Source organism: Nocardia sp. TBRC8007 (assembly GCF_056629435.1).
The window spans coordinates 176,501-196,930 of sequence record NZ_JBWSOR010000001.1; the positions used below are offsets into that span (position 1 = coordinate 176,501).

Annotated in this window: 19 protein-coding genes; 13 read left to right on the top strand and 6 right to left on the bottom strand. The window is 64.7% G+C overall.

The window, feature by feature from the left end:
- Nucleotides 1–11: 11 nt before the first annotated feature.
- The 5 genes from ACX4ZE_RS00760 to ACX4ZE_RS00780 all read right to left on the bottom strand — a co-directional run bounded on the left by ACX4ZE_RS00760 (nucleotide 12) and on the right by ACX4ZE_RS00780 (nucleotide 5,770).
- Nucleotides 12–773 carry a sirohydrochlorin chelatase gene (locus tag ACX4ZE_RS00760; RefSeq protein ID WP_480271630.1) on the bottom strand — a complete coding sequence of 254 codons (762 nt, stop codon included), beginning with the start codon at nucleotides 771–773 and terminating at the stop codon, nucleotides 12–14.
- Nucleotides 774–918: 145 nt separating this feature from the next.
- Complete coding sequence (locus ACX4ZE_RS00765) at nucleotides 919–2,214, bottom strand: sulfate adenylyltransferase subunit 1 (protein ID WP_480271283.1); 1,296 nt, start codon at nucleotides 2,212–2,214, stop codon at nucleotides 919–921.
- 1 nt (nucleotide 2,215) lies between these two features.
- Nucleotides 2,216–3,148 carry a sulfate adenylyltransferase subunit CysD gene (cysD, locus tag ACX4ZE_RS00770; RefSeq protein WP_480271284.1) on the bottom strand — a complete coding sequence of 311 codons (933 nt, stop codon included), beginning with the start codon at nucleotides 3,146–3,148 and terminating at the stop codon, nucleotides 2,216–2,218.
- A 73-nt stretch (nucleotides 3,149–3,221) separates the two neighbouring features.
- The gene (locus ACX4ZE_RS00775) at nucleotides 3,222–3,938 is read right to left on the bottom strand and encodes a phosphoadenylyl-sulfate reductase (protein WP_480271285.1); all 717 of its coding nucleotides are present in this window, start codon (nucleotides 3,936–3,938) and stop codon (nucleotides 3,222–3,224) included.
- Nucleotides 3,939–3,958: 20 nt separating this feature from the next.
- A complete protein-coding gene (locus ACX4ZE_RS00780; RefSeq protein ID WP_480271286.1) occupies nucleotides 3,959–5,770 on the bottom strand; it encodes a nitrite/sulfite reductase in 1,812 nt (603 codons plus the stop codon).
- 406 nt (nucleotides 5,771–6,176) lie between these two features.
- Between ACX4ZE_RS00780 and hemW the strand changes: the two genes are divergently transcribed.
- The 10 genes from hemW (at nucleotide 6,177) to era (ending at nucleotide 16,367) form a co-directional block, all read left to right on the top strand.
- Nucleotides 6,177–7,385 carry a radical SAM family heme chaperone HemW gene (gene hemW / locus ACX4ZE_RS00785; RefSeq protein ID WP_480271287.1) on the top strand — a complete coding sequence of 403 codons (1,209 nt, stop codon included), beginning with the start codon at nucleotides 6,177–6,179 and terminating at the stop codon, nucleotides 7,383–7,385.
- A 201-nt stretch (nucleotides 7,386–7,586) separates the two neighbouring features.
- On the top strand, nucleotides 7,587–8,390 hold the full coding sequence (locus tag ACX4ZE_RS00790) for an alpha/beta fold hydrolase (RefSeq protein WP_480271288.1): 804 nt from the start codon (nucleotides 7,587–7,589) through the stop codon (nucleotides 8,388–8,390).
- Between the two features lie 227 nt (nucleotides 8,391–8,617).
- Nucleotides 8,618–9,649 (top strand): heat-inducible transcriptional repressor HrcA, encoded by a 1,032-nt coding sequence (gene hrcA / locus ACX4ZE_RS00795; RefSeq protein ID WP_480271289.1) that lies wholly within the window; start codon nucleotides 8,618–8,620, stop codon nucleotides 9,647–9,649.
- A gap of 149 nt (nucleotides 9,650–9,798) precedes the next feature.
- The gene (gene dnaJ / locus ACX4ZE_RS00800; RefSeq protein ID WP_480271290.1) at nucleotides 9,799–10,953 is read left to right on the top strand and encodes a molecular chaperone DnaJ; all 1,155 of its coding nucleotides are present in this window, start codon (nucleotides 9,799–9,801) and stop codon (nucleotides 10,951–10,953) included.
- A complete protein-coding gene (locus ACX4ZE_RS00805; protein WP_480271291.1) occupies nucleotides 10,954–11,694 on the top strand; it encodes a 16S rRNA (uracil(1498)-N(3))-methyltransferase in 741 nt (246 codons plus the stop codon).
- A 301-nt stretch (nucleotides 11,695–11,995) separates the two neighbouring features.
- Complete coding sequence (locus tag ACX4ZE_RS00810; protein ID WP_480271631.1) at nucleotides 11,996–13,057, top strand: PhoH family protein; 1,062 nt, start codon at nucleotides 11,996–11,998, stop codon at nucleotides 13,055–13,057.
- A 62-nt stretch (nucleotides 13,058–13,119) separates the two neighbouring features.
- Nucleotides 13,120–13,674 (top strand): rRNA maturation RNase YbeY, encoded by a 555-nt coding sequence (gene ybeY, locus ACX4ZE_RS00815; protein ID WP_480271292.1) that lies wholly within the window; start codon nucleotides 13,120–13,122, stop codon nucleotides 13,672–13,674.
- On the top strand, nucleotides 13,671–15,050 hold the full coding sequence (locus ACX4ZE_RS00820; RefSeq protein ID WP_480271293.1) for a hemolysin family protein: 1,380 nt from the start codon (nucleotides 13,671–13,673) through the stop codon (nucleotides 15,048–15,050). The genes ybeY and ACX4ZE_RS00820 overlap by 4 nt, the downstream gene beginning before the upstream one ends.
- Nucleotides 15,047–15,448, top strand: a complete 402-nt coding sequence (locus tag ACX4ZE_RS00825; RefSeq protein WP_480271294.1) for a cytidine deaminase — start codon at nucleotides 15,047–15,049, stop codon at nucleotides 15,446–15,448. Before ACX4ZE_RS00820 ends, ACX4ZE_RS00825 begins: the two co-directional genes overlap by 4 nt.
- Nucleotides 15,441–16,367, top strand: coding sequence for a GTPase Era (era, locus tag ACX4ZE_RS00830; protein ID WP_480271295.1), 927 nt, complete (start codon nucleotides 15,441–15,443; stop codon nucleotides 16,365–16,367). The genes ACX4ZE_RS00825 and era overlap by 8 nt, the downstream gene beginning before the upstream one ends.
- A gap of 83 nt (nucleotides 16,368–16,450) precedes the next feature.
- Here era and ACX4ZE_RS00835 read toward each other — a convergent pair whose 3' ends face one another.
- Entirely contained in the window at nucleotides 16,451–17,881 is a 1,431-nt protein-coding gene (locus tag ACX4ZE_RS00835) for an amidase (protein ID WP_480271296.1), read from the bottom strand.
- 154 nt (nucleotides 17,882–18,035) lie between these two features.
- On the opposite strand from ACX4ZE_RS00835, the gene ACX4ZE_RS00840 reads away from it, so the two are divergent.
- From ACX4ZE_RS00840 to recO, 3 genes are all read left to right on the top strand, one after another.
- Entirely contained in the window at nucleotides 18,036–18,902 is an 867-nt protein-coding gene (locus tag ACX4ZE_RS00840; protein WP_480271297.1) for an alpha/beta fold hydrolase, read from the top strand.
- Nucleotides 18,889–19,494, top strand: a complete 606-nt coding sequence (locus ACX4ZE_RS00845) for a TetR/AcrR family transcriptional regulator (RefSeq protein ID WP_480271298.1) — start codon at nucleotides 18,889–18,891, stop codon at nucleotides 19,492–19,494. Before ACX4ZE_RS00840 ends, ACX4ZE_RS00845 begins: the two co-directional genes overlap by 14 nt.
- Before the next feature lie 77 nt (nucleotides 19,495–19,571).
- Nucleotides 19,572–20,354, top strand: coding sequence for a DNA repair protein RecO (gene recO, locus ACX4ZE_RS00850; protein ID WP_480271299.1), 783 nt, complete (start codon nucleotides 19,572–19,574; stop codon nucleotides 20,352–20,354).
- Nucleotides 20,355–20,430 lie beyond the last annotated feature (76 nt).

Here is a 20,430-nt window from a genome sequence, read left to right on the forward strand (position 1 = left end):
GATCGGTCTGGTCAGCGAGATATCGGAATTTGCTCGGACAGCGCGCGGACCATGGGTGACTGCGCGATCGCCATCCGGTAACGATCCAGGATAATGGCGGTGAGGGCCGGGTGCGGGCCGAGGACATCGGCATGGATGGCATGCGGTGCCGCACGGACCAGGCGATCGGTCAGCAGCCCTGGGGCAAGGAACCATGGCGCGACCAGTACCCGGTCCGCACCACGGGCGTGTAATCGCGATATCGCTTCGGTTACCGACGGCTCGGTGGTCACGAAGCATATTTCGGTGCGCCAGCCGGTGTGGGAGGCCAGCTGGATGGCTGCCTCTGCAGTGTGCGTGTTGGCGGCGGCCGACGATGATCCGACCGCTGCGACCGCGATACCGAGCCGCTGATCCGCCAATGCGCGCTCGGCATCACCGGTGGCGCAGGCGGCGAGCACCCGATCATGGAGGGCGCCGATCAGTCCGGGATCGGTACCGAAAACGTCGGCTTGGGTCAGCTGTAGCTGGGGATGCCTGGCACGGGCCGTCGCGAGCAGGCCGGGCAGATCGACTCTGGCATGAAAGGCATTGCCGAGCAATAGCGGTGTCACCACTGCACGGGTATGGCCCTGGGCGGCGACGGCGTCTACGACTTGTTCGACCGATGGGGTGGTGAGATCGAGAAAAGCTATCCGGATATCGATATCCGGTCGGGTGGTAGCGACGGCTGCGACGATTGCGGTCACGGTCGTGGCCGAGCGCGGGTCGCGGCTGCCGTGGGCCACCGCGATAAGCGCGGGTGGCTTTGCCTGGACCGGTCCACCGGGCGTGGCCGGTGGGGCGCAAAGCCGGTATGCCGGGTACCCCGAGCTCCCTCCCCGTCTCCCGGCGGGGCGGGTTGCCGGGGCGCTTGCGGGAACTCCGGATACTGGCATATCAGGCTCCGGTGCCTACCTCGACCGTGGTCAGTACATCGCCGACCAGACCGGCGGCCAGTGTATTACCGCCAGCCGGGTCGATCAGCAGGAAGCTGCCCGTGTGACGGTTCACCCGGTAGTCGTCGGCCGCGATCGGCTCGGCGACTCGCACCGAAATACGCCCTATATCGTTGAGTGCCAAGGACTCCGGAGCCGGTTCGGCTGCGAGTCGCTGCTCATCGAAGCGTTCCAGCAGTGCGCCGACAATCGCCTGGGTGGTTCGGGTGCCGTGCTTGAGCAGCAGGCGTGCGCCCGCGCGCAGCGGCTTGTCGCCCAGCCAGCACACCGTGGCGTCGAATGTGTCGATGGGCTCCGGTGCGTCGGCCACCGCGGCGATGATATCGCCGCGCGAGATGTCGACCTCATCGGCCAGGATCAAGGTGACGCTACGACCGGACTGTGCCACCGCGAGTTCACCGGCCGGCGTATCGATTCGCTCCACTGTCGTGCGGATACCAGAGGGCAGCACCACGACTTTGTCGCCAGGAGCGACCGAACCTGCCGCGATCTGCCCGGCATAGCCGCGATAGTCCGGATATTCGGCGGTACGTGGCCGGATCACATACTGCACCGGTAGCCGCAGTCCCAACCGGTGCTCGCCGGTGTTGTCGGCATCGACCGGTACGGACTCCAAATGTTCGATCAGCGAAGGACCGGTGTAGTAGGGGGTGCTGTCCGAACGTGTCGCGATATTGTCACCGTGCAGCGCCGAGACCGGTATCGCCAGCACATCGTCATTCGACCAGCCCAGCGATCGGACGAGCTCTCGGAACTCCGCGCAGATGTCGGCGAACACAGCGGCGGCGTCATCGATCAGGTCGATCTTGTTCACTGCGAGCACCAGTTTCGGCACGCCGAGTAACGCGAGCACCGCGGCATGCCTGCGGGTTTGCTCGATAACGCCTTTGCGCGCGTCCACGAGCAGAATGACCAGCTGTGCGGTGGACGCGCCCGACACGGTGTTGCGAGTGTATTGCACATGCCCGGGGGTATCCGCGAGCACGAAAGAACGACGTGGGGTGGCGAAGTAGCGATAGGCGACATCAATGGTGATGCCTTGCTCACGTTCCGCGCGTAGTCCGTCGACAAGCAAGGAAAGATCAGGGGTAGCGAGACCTTTGTCCACCGACGCGCGGGTGACGGCATCGATCTGGTCGGCCAGGACGGACTTCGTGTCGTAGAGTAGGCGTCCGACCAGAGTGGACTTGCCGTCGTCGACAGAACCGGCAGTGGCCAGCCGCAGCAGGTCGGACATATCAGAAATAACCCTCTCGTTTGCGGTCTTCCATCGCGGCTTCGGACACTCGGTCGTCACCGCGGGTCGCACCACGTTCGGTTAGTCGGGACGCGGCGACCTCGGCGAGGATCGCCTCGTTGTCAGCCGCGGTGGAAAGGACGGCGCCGGTGGAGGATCCGTCGCCGACGGTGCGGTAGCGCACCGATCGGGTTTCCAGCACTTCGTCAGCGCGGGGACCACCCCATGCGCCAGGCGTCATCCACATACCGTCGCGCAGGTACACCGGACGTTGGTGCGCGTAATAGATGCTCGCCAGATCGATGTCCTCGCGGGCGATGTAGCGCCAGATGTCCAGCTCGGTCCAGTTGCTCAGTGGGAACACCCGCACATGCTCTCCCGGTGCGTGGCGTCCGTTGTACAGGTTCCACAGCTCGGGGCGTTGCCGTTTCGGGTCCCATTGCCCGAAGGCATTGCGCAGTGAGAAGATCCGCTCCTTGGCACGTGAGCGCTCTTCATCGCGACGGCCGCCGCCGAACACGGCGTCGAATCGGTGTTCGCTGATCGCGTCCAATAACGGGACGGTCTGCAGCGGGTTGCGGATACCGTCGGGGCGTTCGGTGAGCCTGCCGTCGGCCAGGTAGTCCTCCACCTTGGCCACGTGCAGGCGTAGGTCGTAGCGCTCGACGATCTTGTCTCGGAATTCCAGCACCTCGGGCAGGTTGTGTCCGGTGTCCACATGCAGCAGCGCGAATGGCAGCGGCGCGGGCCAGAAAGCCTGGAGCGCCAAGTGCAACAGCACGGTGGAGTCCTTACCGCCGGAGAACAGGATCACCGGTCGTTCGAATTCGCCCGCTACCTCACGGAAGATATGGATGGACTCGGACTCCAACGCGGCGAGTGTGTCGAAATCACTGATACCGAGGGAGCGTTCACTCCGAATGGTTTCGGTCATGCTGTGTCTCTCTCTGCATGCTCGAGGGGCCCTACGTGGTTACGTAGGCTGCCTCCTCCGGGCCCTGTCTCGGTCATGCGGTGTGCAACCCGCATTCGGTCTTGGTCAGGCCGGCCCAACGTCCGCTTCGCGGATCGGCTCCCGGCTCCGGCTTCCGTGTGCACGGAGCACAGCCGATGGACGGATATCCCTCTTCGACCAGGGGGTTGACCAGGATGCCGTGCTCAGCGATGTAGTCGTGCATCTCGGCATCGGACCACGGCGCGATCGGATTGATCTTCACCAGTCCGAAGGCCTCGTCGAACGAGATCAGTGGCGCGTTCGACCTGGTCGGCGCTTCTACCCGGCGGATTCCGGTGACCCATGCGTTGTACCCGGTGAGTGATTTCTGCAGTGGGATGACCTTGCGCAACCGGCAGCACTCGTTCGGTTCACGAGCGAACAGCTCCTTGCCCAGCAGTTCGTCTTGTTGAGCGACAGTGTGTTCTGGCCGCACATCGACCATGCGCACCCCGTACACGGCTGCCACTGCGTCTCGCGTGCCGATGGTTTCGGCGAAGTGGTAGCCGGTGTCCAGAAACAGCACATCCACATCGGAGCGGACGTCGGCGGCCAGGTGTACCAGCACCGCGTCCTGCATATTGGAGGCCACGATATAGCTTGTTCCGAAAGTGTTCTCGGTCCATTGCAAGAGCTCGGTCGCCGATGCGCCATCGAGTTCGGCCGCTCCGCGTGCGGCGATGGCGCGCAGTTCGTCCTCGGACAGCTTTTCCGCGAGTTCGGTGTTCACAGTTGATCTCCTGTCGGCACTTATCTCAGCTCAGCCTCGTCGGCGCGCACCGCCCACTGTGCGAATCGCTCGCCTTCCTCGCGGTGTTTGACGAAATTGCGTACTATCCGCTCGATGTAGTCGCCGAGTTCGCCGGTGGTCACCTTGTGCTGACGCAGTTTTCGTCCGAAGGCACTGTCGAAGCCGAGGCTGCCTCCGAGATGAACCTGGAAACCCTCCACTTGATTCCCGGTGCCGTCGTCGACGAGCTGACCCTTGAAGCCGATATCGGCGATCTGCGAGCGGGCGCAGGAATTCGGGCAGCCGTTGATATTGATCGTGATCGGGACGTCCAGTTGCGCGTTGAGATCCGCCAGTCGCTCCTCCAGCTCGGGCACCAGGGCTTGCGACCGCTTGCGGGTCTCGGCGAAGGAGAGCTTGCAGAACTCGATACCGGAGCAGGCCATCAGGTTACGCCGCCACAGTGAAGGGCGAGCTTGCAGGCCCAGCGGCCGCAGATCGTCGATCAGCGCCTCGACCTTGTCGTCGGGCACGTCGAGCACGATCAGTTTCTGGTAGGGAGTGAACCGGATGCGGTCGGAGCCGATACGCTCGACCGCATCGGCGACCCTGGTCAGGATGGTGCCAGATACTCGGCCCGCGATAGGGGAGAAGCCCACCGCGTTGTATCCGTTGCGCAGCCGCTGCACTCCGACGTGGTCGATAGGCTCGGTCGGCTGCTGTGGCGCGGGGCCGTCGATGAGTTTGCGCTTCAGGAACTCGTCCTCGAGCACCTGGCGGAATTTCTCGATACCCCAGTCCTTGACCAGGAATTTGAGCCTGGCCTTGGTCCGCAGCCTGCGGTAGCCGTAGTCGCGGAACAGCGCCACCACGGCCTCCCAAACGTCCGGCACCTCCTCCAGCGGTACCCACACGCCCACTCGCTGTGCGAGCATCGGGTTGGTGGACAGGCCACCGCCGACCCACAAATCCAGTCCAGGGCCGTGCTCGGGATGCACCGCGCCGACGAATGCGACGTCGTTGATCTCGTGCACCACATCCTGCTGGCCGGAGATCGCTGTCTTGAACTTGCGCGGCAGGTTGGAGTATTCCTTTTTGCCGATATAGCGGCGTACGATCTCTTCGATCGCGGGTGTCGGGTCGATGATCTCGTTCAGCGACTCCCCTGCCAGCGGAGAGCCGAGTACCACGCGCGGGCAGTCGCCGCACGCCTCGGTTGTCTTCAGGCCCACTGCCTCGATCCGCTGCCAGATCTCCGGGACGTTCTCGACCTCGATCCAGTGGAATTGCACATTCTCGCGGTCGGAGAGATCGGCGGTATCGCGGGCGAATTCGGTAGAGATCTGACCGAGAGTGCGTACCTGAGCGACATTCAGTGCGCCGGCATCGCAGCGGATGCGCATCATAAAGTATTCGGCTTCCAGCACGTCGATGTTCTCGTCGCCGGTCCAGCTGCCGTCGTAACCTTGCTCGCGCTGGGTGTACAGACCCCACCAGCGGAACCTGCCGCGCAGGTCGCCCTTGTCGATGCCGTCGAATCCGGTCTTCGAGTAGATATTCTCGATCCGGGCGCGGACGTTGAGCGGGTTGTCGTCCTTCTTGGACTGTTCGTTCGCATTCAGCGGTTCGCGGTAACCGAGCGCCCATTGACCCTCGGCCTTGCGGCGCACAGGCTTGACGGCCCGGGCACGTGGCCCGGTAGACGCCTCGGAGCGAGGACGGTCCGGGCGGATGCGGCGTTCTGGGGCGGTCCGGTCGGGGCGCGCGTTGTACTCCGCTCCGGATTCGAGGCCCGGCCGATCGGCCGAACCGGCGTCGGTGCTCGACGTCATGGGTCGCTCCTGCTGTGGGTGATACATCCTGCTGGGGGCGCGAGGGGTCGGCTCACGCTTGCGGCGCCAGCGGGCCGATATGGGCGGGATCGGCGGGCCGGAATCGAGCTGCTGAGCTACCGGGCAGAATCGGGCAGACAGCATGCGCTGCAGACGCGTTGATAGTCGACGTGGCGGCGTGCCACAAGCCGTACTCCCAAAGCGCGCATACCGTCATTGTGCCACGTCATTACGCGCTTTTCGGCCCGCTGCCAGTATTTTCCGCTTTTCTGGGGAGAATTCCCTGGATGCCCGGCCCGCTTTGTGACGATAGTCATAGTATGCATGCTCATGCGGAGCGCTCCGGAGCTCCCGCATCGGGTCTCCCGACTGATGGCGTGGCGTGCCGGGCGGTCACACTGGGCAGGTGAGTTCTTCTGCCGCCTCCCGCAGTATCGACACCTACGCACCGTTGCTGCGTGATTTCGGCCAGGGGCCGTTCGGCATCTATGTGCATGTTCCGTTCTGCGCGACGCGATGCGGATATTGCGACTTCAACACCTACACCGCTGGGGAGCTCGGCACGTCGGCTTCGCCGCAGTCCTGGCTGGCGGCATTGCGTGTCGAACTGGCGACCGCAGCGCGGGAGTTCGCGACGTTGCCGACCGATGTGCCGCAGGCATCCACTGTATTCGTCGGCGGGGGGACACCCTCCTTGCTCGGCGGTGACGGCCTCGCGGCGGTGCTGGATGCCGTGCGTGACGAGTTCGTCCTCGCAGCCGATGCCGAGGTCACCACAGAGTCCAATCCCGAGTCGACCTCGCCGGATTTTTTCGAGCGTATCCGGGATGCGGGGTTCACGCGGGTGTCATTGGGTATGCAATCCGCCGCGACACATGTGCTGAAGGTGCTCGACCGTACGCACACTCCTGGCCGCGCGGTGGCCGCCGTACAAGAGGCGCGCGCCGCCGGATTCGAGCATGTCAATCTGGACCTGATCTATGGGACGCCGGGCGAGGGTGCAGCCGATCTCGACAGGAGTCTGGACGCGGTGCTTGCGGCGGGGGTCGACCATGTTTCGGCCTACGCACTGATCGTGGAAGACGGCACCGCGCTCGCCAGGCGAGTGCGGCGCGGCGAATTGCCTGCACCGGACGACGACGTGCTCGCCGCACGTTACGAGCGTATCGATGCCAGGCTGCGCGCGGCCGGTTTCGAGTGGTACGAAGTATCGAACTGGTCGGAGGGCGACAGTGCGGCCTGCCGACACAACCTCGGCTATTGGGATGGTGGGGACTGGCTCGGCGCAGGCCCTGGTGCGCACAGTCATCTCGGGGGAGTGCGGTGGTGGAATGTGAAACACCCCGCGCGATACGCCGACTTGGTCCGTACGGGCGGCCTGCCCGCCGTGGGTGGGGAGACGCTCAGTGCCGATGAGCGATACATGGAGCGAATCATGCTTGCGATGCGGCTGCGCGCAGGTCTGCCACTGACGGACCTCGCGCCCAGTGCCGCACCCGCCGTCGCGGGGGTCCTAGCCGATGGCCTCGTGCGCCGCACCGACGACGACCGTCTCGTGCTCACCGACCGCGGCCGCCTTCTCGCCGATGGTGTTGTTCGCGAGCTCTCGAGGTAGCGCTCCTGCTCGGGCAGGGTACGCTGATTCGCCATTTGCGCGGATATGAACTAGCGCACTCCTGGTTCGGTCATCTGTCGCGACGGGTACAGCTTTGGGGGATGGTCGACTGGCCCGCCGCACGGCCGATGTGGCGTGCGACACCAGAATCCGCCGCTGAGCCGCTGGACTTCGCAATGAACCGAGGAGGACGGAAGCCTTATGAAACGCGGATGGACCATACGCGGCATCGTGGCTGTGCTCGCTGCCGTATTTGTGGCGGTTGTCTCCGCCGGACCGGCGCAGGCACAGCGCTTGCCTACGCTCGTGCTCGTGCACGGTGCCTTCGCCGACGCTACCAGCTGGGATCGTGTCGCCGCTGTGCTGCGTGAGCGCGGCTACAGCGTGGTGACGCCGAACAACCCGCTTCGCGGACCGGCCCACGACGCCGCCGCCGTGCAGGGCGCAGTGGACTCGATCGCCGGTCCGGTGGTATTGGTCGGTCACTCTTATGGCGGCTCCGTGATCAGCAATGTGCACGATCCGAAGGTCGAATCCCTGGTCTACATCGCTGCTTTCGCGCCGGAGCAAGGCGAGATGGCGCAAGCCGCTCTCAACCCGATCCACTTTCCCGGCAGCCGACTGCTACCGCCGGTATTGCAGGTGAGGGTTGTCAACGACACGACAGGCATCGCAGGTAAGAACCTCGACGCCTATATCGCACCGGCCGACTTCAACTCTGTCTTCGCCCAGGACGTCGATGCCGCGACAGCCGCTGGCATGGCTGCCCGCCAGCGATCCATTGCGGTGATGGCGAACCTGGAGCCCTCCGGTCCGCCCACATGGTCGGCCGTCCCCAGCTGGTATCTGGTCTCGGCCGATGATCACGTGATCCCGCCCTCGTCCCAACGTTTCATGGCGCAGCGCATGGGCGCCCGAACCAGTGAGATCGACGCCTCACACGCTTCTCTGGTCTCTCGCCCCGGTGCGGTGGTCGCAGTGATCGAAGCCGCTGCTTCCCGTTGACCGCGTCCCTGCGGGGCACCGTCGTGTAATACGTCCACACCACAGGTGGGTGGTGAGTCGAGGTGCGGGTAATTGCTGCCACGTGGGCGGTCATTGTCCGCCGGGCAATCAGATGTTTACAGGGCAATTAGACTGGATCGACCGACGAAACCGGAGATTTGCCACAATCCGGTGACAGCGCCGGGTGCGGTGCGAGCAGAGGCGAAAGCAGCGAGGAGGTGGGGCCGATGTCGAGCACCGAGGATCGGCGCTTCGAGGTCCTGCGCGCGATCGTCGCGGACTACGTCGCGACCAAGGAGCCGATCGGTTCGAAGACGCTGGTCGAGCGGCACAACCTAGGTGTTTCCAGCGCGACAGTGCGCAATGACATGGCAGTGCTGGAGGCTGAGGGATACATCACACAACCGCATACGAGTTCTGGACGGGTTCCCACGGACAAGGGTTATCGACAGTTCGTGAATCGGATCTCCGAGGTGAAGCCGCTGTCGTCCGCGGAGCGTCGTGCGATCTTGGAGTTTCTCGAATCGGGCGTCGATCTCGATGACGTGCTCCGTCGTGGTGTCCGTTTGCTGGCCCAGCTGACCAGGCAGGTCGCGGTTGTGCAGTACCCGACGGTGTCGGCGTCCACGGTCCGGCACATCGAGGTGGTCGCACTCAACCCGGCGCGGTTGCTGCTGGTAGTGATCACCGATACCGGTCGAGTCGACCAGCGTTTAGTGGATCCCGGCGCGGTGATCGACGAAGAGGATCTGGCCGTGCTGCGCGGTATGCTGGGTGGCGCGATGGATGGCAAGCGCTTGGCGGCTGCCTCGGCGGCAGCGGCGGAGCTGCCGGAGCACGCCCCGGTGCGGCTGCGCGACGTGTTGGTTCGGGTGGCCACGGTGCTGGTGGAGACGCTGGTGGAGCATCCGGAGGAGCGACTGGTGCTCGGCGGCACCGCCAACCTCACTCGCAACGCCGCCGATTTCGGTTTCCCGGGTTCCTTGCGTACGGTGCTGGAGGCACTGGAGGAGCAGGTGGTCGTGCTCAAACTGCTCGCCGCGGCGCAGCATCCGGGTACGGTTACAGTGCGGATCGGTGAGGAGACGCAGGTCGAGCAGATGCGTGGTACTTCGGTGGTGTCGACTGGCTATGGTGCAGCCGGTGCGGTGCTCGGCGGAATGGGTGTGCTCGGCCCGACCCGGATGGACTATCCGGGAACGATCGCCTCGGTGGCGGCCGTCGCCCGATACATCGGTGAGGTCCTCGCTGAACGCTGACGTAGTACAGGTAATGCGCACCACTGATGCTCTCGACTTTCCGGCCGGATAAAGTTGAGTGCACAAGACTGATGCTGTTGTCGGCGCGAATTGGCTGTGGCGCGGGCACCGGCGGCCCTGTCGAAACGACCAAGGACTAGAGAACTCAAGTGGCACGGGACTACTACGGACTGCTCGGCGTCGCGAAGAACGCGACCGACCAGGAAATCAAGCGGGCGTACCGCAAGTTGGCGCGTGAGCTCCATCCTGACGTCAATCCGGATGAGGCGGCTCAGGTCAAGTTCAGAGAAGTGTCGAGCGCCTATGAGGTGCTGTCGGATCCGGAGAAGCGGCGCGTCGTCGACATGGGCGGTGACCCGCTGGAATCCGGTGGTGGTGGGGCAGGCTTCAACGGCGCGGGCTTCGGAGGCCTCGGCGACGTGTTCGAGGCATTTTTCGGCGGTATGAACAGCACTGCGGGCGCTGCGCGCAAGCCGCGTGGCCGCGTCCAGCCGGGTGCGGATTCGCTGATTCGTACCCGGTTGAGCTTGGCGGAGTGCGCGGTCGGGGTGACCAAGCATCTGACTGTGGACACCGCGATCCTGTGTGATGTCTGCCAGGGCTCGGGTGCGCATGACAACGCGAAGCCGGTGCGCTGTGAAACCTGCGGCGGTGCGGGCGAGGTCCAGGCCGTGCAGCGTTCCTTCCTCGGCCAGGTGCTGACCTCGCGTCCGTGCCCGACGTGCCGGGGTGCTGGTGAGACCATCCCTGACCCGTGCCGTAAGTGCGGCGGCGACGGCCGGGTACGAGCCCGCCGTGAGATCGCCGCGCCGGTTCCGGCGGGTGTCGCGAACGGCATGCGGGTGCGGTTGGCCGCGCAGGGCGAGGTCGGGCCGGGTGGTGGGCACGCAGGTGATCTGTATGTCGAGATCGTGGAGCAACCGCATGATGTGTTCGTTCGTGACGGTGACGATCTGCACTGCACCGTCCGGGTCCCGATGGTCGACGCGGCCTTGGGCACCACTGTCGTGATCGACACCGTTCTGGACGGCCCGACCGAGCTGACCATCCCGCCGGGAACTCAGCCTGGTGAGATCTCGGTATTGCGCAGTCATGGCATGCCGCGTCTGCGCTCCAGTGCGCGTGGCGATCTGCTCGCGCACTTGGAGATCGTGATACCGGCCAAACTGGATAACAAGCAGACCGAACTCCTGCGCAAGTACAAGGGGACGCGTGAGCGCGAGCATGCCGAGGTGCTGACGGCGCAGTCCGAACATAACAGCGGCCTGTTCGCGCGGTTGCGCGCTTCGTTCAGCGGGCGTTAGGTGGTCGCGTCGGTCTTCTATCTCGATGAGGTACCGGAACCGGGTGCGGTCGCGGTGCTCGACGGCCAGGAAGGCAGGCATGCCGCCACGGTGCGCCGTATCCGGGTCGGTGAGCCGATCACGCTCTCCGATGGTCGCGGTGTGCTTGCCACATCGGAAGTCGTTGCAGTGCAACGTGATCGGCTGGAACTAGCGGTACGTAGTCGAGTGCTGTCCGCGCCGAGGCTGCCTCTGGTGACCGTTGTGCAGGCACTGCCGAAATCCGACCGCTCGGAACTGGCGGTCGAGCTGATGACCGAGGTGGGCGCGGACGCTGTCGTCCCGTGGCAGGCGGCGCGCTGCGTCGCGAAATGGGAGGGCAAGGCGGCCAAGGCTGTGGGGAAATGGCGTGCCGCGGCCCGCTCGGCCGCCAGGCAGTCCCGCCGAGCCTATATCCCCACCGTCGCCGACCTACACCACACCAGTGACCTGATCGAGCTGGTCAAGAAGGCTAAGGAAGGCGGAGCGGTCGTCGTGGCGCTGCATGAATCCGGCGCCACCCGTTTCACGGAACTGCCTTTCGCCGACGTTGCCGAGATCGTCCTGGTGGTCGGTCCGGAGGGCGGGTTGGACGACGCGGAACTCGCAGCTCTCGCGGATGCGGGGGCAACGGTGACCTTGCTCGGCCCGACGGTTCTGCGCACCTCGACCGCCGCTGCGGTCGCCCTCGGCGCTCTTGGCGCGCTGACCGCACGCTGGTGAGAACCCGTGACGGTGCGGATATCTCGCGGCCGAGTCCGGTCCGGCCTGCCGCGGCGCGGAAATCGGGCGTGGTGTGACTGTTCGGTAATCGTGGCAAGGGTTGAGCGTGACCGGCTCTGGGAACTCTGTGGCCAGAGACCTCGCGGCACCTTATTCGTTGGGCGGTGTCGGTAGAGCGCGTTAAACTTTTCTCAACGTACAGCAGCAGTACGTACAGCAGCAGTCGAGACCGGAAAGCAGGCTATAGCCACTTTTGAGAGCACAAGACGAGATCGGTGACGCGGCTGACCCTACAGCGGATATCGGCGTCGGCGACAGCGGATCGGGCCCTGTGGCGCGCACTGTGCGTTCGAGTATCGAACTCGCTCCGGAATCGGTGTTTCCTTTTCTCGGTTCGGCCGACCAGAATCTTCGTGAACTGGAAGCGCTGCTCGACGCGGACATTCATGTCCGGGGCAATACCATCACTCTCACCGGTAGGGCGGCCGATGTCGCGCTCGCCGAACGAGTCATCGAGCAGTTGATCGCGCTCACCGGCCGTAACCGTATGGTGACCCCGGAGGCGGTGCGGCATACCGTCTCGATGCTCACCGAGGGGTCCAGCGAGTCCCCAGCAGAGGTACTCAGCCTCGATATCTTGTCCCGCCGTGGCAAGACCATCCGGCCGAAGACGCTGAACCAGAAACGCTATGTCGATGCGATCGACGCCAACACCATCGTGTTCGGTATCGGCCCCGCGGGCACCGGCAAGACCTACCTGGCGATGGCGAAGGCGGTCCAGGCACTGCAGTCCAAGCAGGTCAACCGGATCATCCTTACCCGTCCCGCGGTCGAAGCGGGGGAGCGGCTGGGCTTTCTGCCCGGCACACTGAACGAGAAGATCGATCCGTATCTGCGCCCGCTCTACGACGCGCTGCACGACATGATGGATCCGGAAGCCATTCCGAAGCTGATGGCAGCGGGTGTTATCGAGGTCGCGCCACTGGCGTATATGCGAGGTCGAACCCTGAACGACTCGTTCATCATTCTGGACGAGGCGCAGAACACTACTGCCGAGCAGATGAAGATGTTCCTCACCCGGCTCGGGTTCGGTTCGAAGATCGTGGTCACCGGTGATGTCACCCAGGTCGATCTGCCGACCGGGGCGCGGTCGGGTCTGCGTGCCGCCAGTGAGATCCTCACCGAGATCGAGGACATCCATTTCGCCGAACTCACCAGCAACGACGTGGTTCGCCACCGGCTGGTCTCGGATATCGTCGACGCCTACGACCGGTTCGAGGCTGAAACACGTCCGCAGGTCGGGCCGCATTACGGCGGCAATCGCGCGCAGCGGCGGGCCGCGAGCCGAGCGGAGCGACGGTAACGCGTTTCGCCAGGTGGGGCTCCGCTCCGCCGAAACGCTCGAGGAAATCGTAGGCTATCCGGGTGAGTATCGAGATCGCCAACGAGTCGGGTATCGACGTACCCGAAGAAGTGCTGGTCAGCGTCGCGCGGTTCGTGATCGCTCAGATGGACGTGCACCCGGCTGCCGAGCTGTCCATGGTGCTCGTCGATCTCGACACCATGGCCGATCTGCACACGCGCTGGATGGATCTGCCCGGCCCGACCGACGTCATGTCCTTCCCCATGGACGAACTCGAGCCGGGTGGCAGGCCCGACAGCCCCGAACCGGGTCCGTCCATGCTGGGTGACATTGTGTTGTGCCCGGAATTCGCTATCGGCCAAGCGCGCAAAGCAGGGCATTCGCTGGACCACGAGCTCGCGTTGCTCACTGTGCACGGTGTACTCCACCTACTCGGCTACGACCACGCCGAGCCGGACGAGGAGAAGGAGATGTTCGCTTTACAGGCCAGGTTGCTCGAGGAGTGGTACGGGAGCCTGCGTGCGGCGCGCCTGCGTGCCGAGCTCGCCGAACGTGACGTGCGGTTGCTGGGCAAAGCAGGCTTCACCGCACCGGGCGAGTCGTTGGGACCCACGTGACTTCGCTGGCTTTCGTGTTGTGCGCGGTGCTGCTCATCTCGGTGGGCGGAGTGTTCGCCGGAGTGGACTCCGCGCTGAATACGATCTCGGCGGCCCGCGTCGAGGATATGGCGCGTGCTGATCGGTCCGGCGCGGTGCGACTGAGTCGGGTCGTCGCCGACCGGGCACGCTATGTGAACCTCATGGTGTTGTTGCGCATTCTGTGTGAAATCGGCGCCACAGTGTTGCTGGCAGCGGGTTTGATGCGGATCTGGGCGCAGAACTGGGCATTGTTCGCTACCGCGTCGGTGATGGTGCTGGTGTCTTATGTGGTGATCGGTGTCGGCCCGCGCACACTGGGTCGTCAGCACGCGTACTCGATTGCGCTGGCCGCCGCGTTGCCGCTGCAGGGGCTCGGCGCGCTGCTCGGGCCACTCAGCAGGCTGCTTATTGTGCTCGGCAATGCGATCACCCCTGGTAAGGGGTTCCGCAACGGCCCGTTCTCGTCCGAGATCGAGCTGCGCGAGGTGGTCGAGATGGCGGGTGAGCGCGGTGTGGTGGCCGATGACGAACGCCGAATGATCCAATCGGTTTTCGAACTCGGCGACACCCCGGCCCGTGCGGTGATGGTGCCGCGTACCGAGATGGTCTGGATCGAGGCGGACAAAATCGCGGCGCAGGCCATGTCGCTTGCGGTGCGTTCTGGACATTCGCGTATCCCGGTGATCGGCGAGAACGTCGATGACATTCTCGGTGTGGTCTATCTGAAAGACCTGGTGCCGTACACGGATCGCAGCAGCAAGGCACGGGTGCGCGAGGTCATGCGGCCGGCGACGTTCATCCCGGACTCGAAACCGTTGGACAGTCTGCTCGACGAGATGCAGCGCAGGCGTAACCACATGGCCTTGCTGGTGGACGAATACGGCGGTATCGCGGGGTTGGTGACCATCGAAGACGTGCTGGAGGAGATCGTCGGAGAGATCGCCGATGAATACGACACCGATGAGACTCCGCCCGTCGAAGATCTCGGTGACGGTCGCTACCGGGTATCGGCCCGGTTGTCGGTGGAGGATCTCGGCGAGTTGTATGGGCTGGAGATCGAGGAGGAAGACGTCGACACGGTTGGTGGTCTGCTGGCACACGAGCTCGGCAGGGTGCCGCTGCCCGGCTCGAAAGTCGAGGTATACGGGCTGGTGCTGCATGGAGAAGGCGCTGCGGACGCACGGGGGCGGATGCGGGTGAACACCGTGGTGGTCGGCGAAGCGCGCGCGAAGGTGCAGGCTGGGAGAACCCAGGCCGGGAGAACCAATGGCGACGGTTCCCATAGCAAGAGTGGAGCTAATGGATCGGGGCGGGAGATCCAAGCCGATCGTGACGAGAACGGAGACACCGAATGATCGAATTGGACACCGAGGACAATAAACTGGTCGTATTGGCTCGTGGCGCGCTCGGCCGTGCTGGTGGGTCGAGCGGAGCGGCCATCCGGGACACCGATGGGCGCACCTACGCTGCGGGTGAGGTGAAGCTGACCGCGCTTCGGCTCACCGCGCTGCAAGCTACGGTGGCCGCTGCGATCTCCAGCGGTGCTGAGGGGTTCGAGGCAGCCGTGGTTGTCGGTGGTCGACTCTCCGATTTCGGTGTCGCCGCGGTGCGTGAAGTCTCGGCATCTGCTCGGATCATCTTCACCGATCGAGACGGTGCGGTATTCGAGATCGCCGACGATTCGTTGGACACTGCAGACTCATCGGACTCCGCTGTGGTGACTGCCGACGCAGACGAGGTGCGTGGTGGCTGACCCGGCCGAGGCACGCGGAAAGGGCGAATTCCGTTCCGGGTTCGTTTGTTTCGTCGGCCGTCCGAATACCGGCAAGTCGACGCTGACCAATGCGCTGGTCGGCGCGAAGATCGCGATCACCTCCTCGCGCCCGCAAACCACCAGGCACACTATTCGCGGCATCGTGCATCGTGAGCACGCCCAGTTGATTCTGGTCGACACTCCTGGATTGCACCGTCCGCGCACTCTACTCGGCCAGCGCCTCAACGACCTGGTCCGCGATACGTATTCGGAGGTCGATGTGATCGCGCTGTGCGTTCCGGCTGATGAGAAGATCGGCCCTGGTGACCGTTGGATCGTGCAGCAGATCCAGCGGATGGCGCCGAAGACGACGTTGTCAGGGGTGGTCACCAAGATCGATAAGGTGGGGCGCGATCGGGTCGCTCAACAATTGCTCGCGGTCTCCCAGCTCCTCGGCCCGGAGGCCGAGGTGGTGCCGGTATCGGCGGTCAAGGGTGAGCAGGTAGAAGTTCTCGTCGACGTCATCGCTTCGAAGATGCCGGAGGGGCCGGCCTTCTATCCCGACGGCGAGCTCACCGACGAGCCGGAGGAGACACTGATGGCCGAGCTCATCCGGGAGGCGGCGCTAGAGGGTGTTCGCGATGAGCTGCCACATTCGCTGGCCGTCGTCATCGAAGAAGTCCTGCCGTATGAGGATCGAGCGGACATGCTCGATGTGCACGCCCTGCTCTACGTTGAGCGCCCGAGCCAGAAAGCCATCATTATCGGCAAGGCCGGTTCCAGGCTGAAGGAAGTGGGTACCACCGCCCGTAAGCAGATCGAACACATCCTCGGCACACGCATCTACCTGAACCTGCATGTGAAGGTGGCCAAGGACTGGCAACGCGACCCGAAACAGCTCGGTAAACTCGGCTTCTGACCGAGCCGCCGACCTGACCGGAGCCGGTGAGGCATGGCACGGGCAGGACGACGGGACGCGGGTCGGTTCACCACCATGAGGTCTCACCACCATGAGGTAGGGCGATGGCGGTACCACTGGAGTTCGGATTCGAGCTGGGCGGCCAGGGAGATCAAGCGGGGTTCGCTGTCGGCCGTACCCATCAACTGGGCGCCTACGGGGAGTCCGGCATCGGTGAAGCCCGCGGGCACGTTGACGCTCGGCCAACCGAGGACGTTCCATGGCCAGGCGTAAGGGCAGGACGCGGTGATGAGGTTGTTGGTGGCGTTCACGCCGAGTCCGTCGATCGCATCGGCGCGCGGCGGCGCAGTCGCGGTGGTCGGAGCGAGGACTACGTCATAGTCGAGGAAGAAGTTTCCGATTCGCTTGTGCAGCAGCGGTTCCAGCCGACGTGCCGCGTACAGGGCGGGGCCGTCGAGCACCCAGCCGATCTGGGCGCTGGCCTTGGTGCGTGGATCGGTCCTGATACCGGGTGTCCGCCGGTACGCCCGGCGGATACCGGCCATCGAACGTGGCAGGAACGATAGACCGACCAGGACGCCGTAGGGTAGGTCGGCCACGGTCACCGTGTGCCCGAGCTTGCGCAGGGTGGCGGCGACCCGCCGCACTGCCCGCTCGACCTCGGGATCGAGTACGGTTTTGACCGGTGCGAAGGGAATGCCCAGCGACAGTGCGATCCGCAACCGCCCCGGATCCCGTCCGACGGCATCCGAGGCAGTGATCGGTGCGGGTGTGTGCAGGTCGCCGGGGTGTGGGCCTGCGGCCGCGTCGAGCAGCAGGGCCGCGTCCGCGACGGTGCGCGCCAGCGGTCCGTTCACGGTGAGTCCGTAGAATGCCTCGGCCTCCGGCCAGGTGGAGATCCGTCCGCGTTGCGGCTTGATGCCGACCAGGTTCGTCCATGCGGCCGGAATGCGGATCGAGCCCGCGCCGTCGGAACCCAATGCGGCGGGGACCAATCCGGCCGCGACAGCCGCCGACGCACCGCCAGAGGACCCGCCAGGCGTCCTGGTGCGCTCCCACGGATTACGGGTGTGCCCGAACCAGGCGGCACTGGTGAACGGCCATTGCCCCAGCTCGCAGGTGTTGGTCTTCCCGACGATCACCGCTCCCGCGGCACGCAGCCGTCGAACCGATTCGGCGTCTGCGGTTTTCGGTGCGAAATCGCCACCGCAACCGAATGCGGTCGGCTCGCCCGCGATATCAGTGTCGTCTTTCACCGCGATGGGCACACCGAGCAGCGGCAGTCGTTCCCCGGCGGCCAACCGACGGTCGGCCTCGGCGGCTTCGGTCAGCGCTTGTTCGTGGCGCACTACCCGGAAGGCATTGAGTGTGGACTGCGTCGCTGCTATCCGGTCGAGTGCGCTGCTGACCGCCGCGGTCGCGGTGATCGTGCCGTCCGCGATCGCGGACGCTAGTTCGGTCAGGCCCAACTCCGGTGTGTCGGATGAGATTCGGGCCGGCTCCGGCAACGTCATGTGAGCTCCGTCTCGTCGTACTCGATAAAACCGTAGCGCCCACTTGGTCAACCGTCCATATCGACAAGGACGATTCTCGTTCGGTCGGGCGTTCTCATAGACATACATACTGCATGTATGTAAAAATTGTCGAAACTCGTGTCTGGGAGGAAGCATGACAACCAGTGCATTGCTCGGCCGCCCTCATGAGGTGGATCTGCCCGGTGGACGCATCCGCTACTACGAGACCGGGGCGGGCGCTCCGATCGTCTTCGTACATGGTCTGCTCGTCAATGCGGACCTCTGGCGCGCAGTGGTTCCCGAGGTCGCCGCTGCCGGGTATCGGTGTCTGGCGCCGGACTGGCCGCTCGGCTCGCATGAGATCCCGGTTCCGGATGCGGATCTCACTCCGGTCGGTGTCGCCGACCTCATCGCCGCGTTCCTCGAACGCCTCGACCTCACCGATGTCACTTTGGTCGCCAATGACACCGGCGGAGCGATCACCCAAGTATTGCTGACTCGCGACCGGTCCAGGATCAGCCGCGTTGTGCTCGCCGCGGTCGACAGTTACGAGGGCTTCTTACCGCAGCCGTTCACAGGGCTTGCGACGTTGGCGAAGATCCCAGGGGCGGTCCGCCCACTGTCCGAGGTGCTGCGCATCCGGGCGCTGCACCGGTTGCCGTTGGTTTTCGGCTGGACTACCAAGCGGCCGATACCGCCGGAAATCGTCGACTCCTACTTGGCGCCGACTCGTGACTCAGCCGCGATCCGCAAGGACCTGCGCCGCTTTCTCCGATCCGCACATCGCCGGTACACGCTGGAGGCCGCGCGGCACTTCGCCGACATCGACCTTCCTGTGCTGCTGGTCTGGGCGCGCGAGGACCGCCTGTTCCCGGTGTCTTTCGCTGAACGTCTGGTGCGTGACCTGCCGAACGCGACACTGGAGTTTATCGCTGACTCCTACACTTTCCTGCCGGAGGATCAGCCGGAGTTGCTCACCGAATCGCTTCTGGAGTTCACTCGGCGGTATGCCGCGCCGTAGCCAGGAAGACCGCTCCCGCAGCACCAAGGCCGCGCTGGAGCAGGCCGGTCGTCGCTTGTTCACCGAGCGCGGCTTCGTGAGGACCTCCGCCGAAGAACTGGTCACCGCGGCTGGTGTCACCCGAGGCGCGCTGCACCATCATTACGGCGACAAGCGTGGATTGTTTCTCACAGTGCTGCAACAGATCGAGAGCGAGACCATGCAGGAGATCGAAGAGGCCATCGACTCGGTCGCTTCCGATGACGTGCTGGCCGGAGTATCCGCGGGCATCGAGGTCTTCTTACGGATCTGTCAGCGGCCTGAGATGTTGCGGATCGCTCTCACCGATGCCCCCGCTGTGCTCGGTTGGCAAGCGTGGCGCGAGTTCGAACTAGCTCACGGCCTCGGCCTGATCACCGTGCAGCTCGAGCGCGCCCGTGCGGCCGGAATGGTCGCCGATGCCCCGGTCTCGGTGCTGGCCCAGCTTGTCATCAGCATGATCAGCGAGGCCGCCATGATCGTCGCGCACGCCGAAGATCCGGATATCGCACGGGCGCAGACCCAGCAGTCGGTGCTGCTGTTGTTCGCGGGGCTGCTGCGCACCAGCGGTTGAATCGGTGCTCGGGGTGCGTCCCTGACGATCAGCCGTGTCCGAATGTAGTGGTCGGTCGGCCATGAGAGGATAACGACGTGCGATTGTATCGGGACGAGGCGGTGGTGGTGCGCCAGCACAAGCTGGGCGAGGCCGACCGTATCGTCACGCTGCTCACCAGGCAGTACGGCTTGGTCCGGGCGGTCGCCAAAGGAGTGCGGCGCACCAAATCGCGTTTCGGGGCCCGGCTGGAACCGTTTTCCTACATCGATGTACAGCTGCACCAGGGGCGCACCCTCGACACTGTCACTCAGGTCCACACTGTGGAGTCGTTCGCTTCGGGCATCATCGATGACTACGGGTGCTACACCACCGCGTGCGCCGTGTTGGAAACCGCCGAACGTTTGGCGGGCGAGGAGCGTGCCCCCGCGCCCCGGTTGCACGCGCTGACTGCGAGCGCACTGCGCGCTATCGCCGTCAAACAGCGGCCGCACGAGCTGATTCTGGACGCTTTCCTGTTGCGTGCCATGGGTTTCGCGGGCTGGGCGCCCGCGCTGGACGAATGCGCCAAATGCGCGACACCGGGTCCGCATCGAGCTTTCCATATCGCGGCCGGAGGCGCGGTATGTGTGCGCTGCCGCCCTCCGGGCGCTACCGTACCGGCACCGGGAGTGCTCGATCTGCTGGTCGCGTTACGGAGTGGGGAGTGGGAGTATGCGCAGGCGACTGCCGCCGCGGTGCGCAAACAGGCCAGTGGACTGGTCGCGGCGCATGTGCAGTGGTACTTGGAGCGCCAGCTGCGTACTTTGCCGCTGATCGAGCGGTCCGCGGTGCGGGTTACTCCTCGAATCGAGGCTCTACCCGGAGCAGCCCGATCATAACGATGGCATATACTGCGCCATGCAGGGCGATCCGGTGGTCGGGTGGAAGAACAAGCCATCCGACCGACGGGAGCTA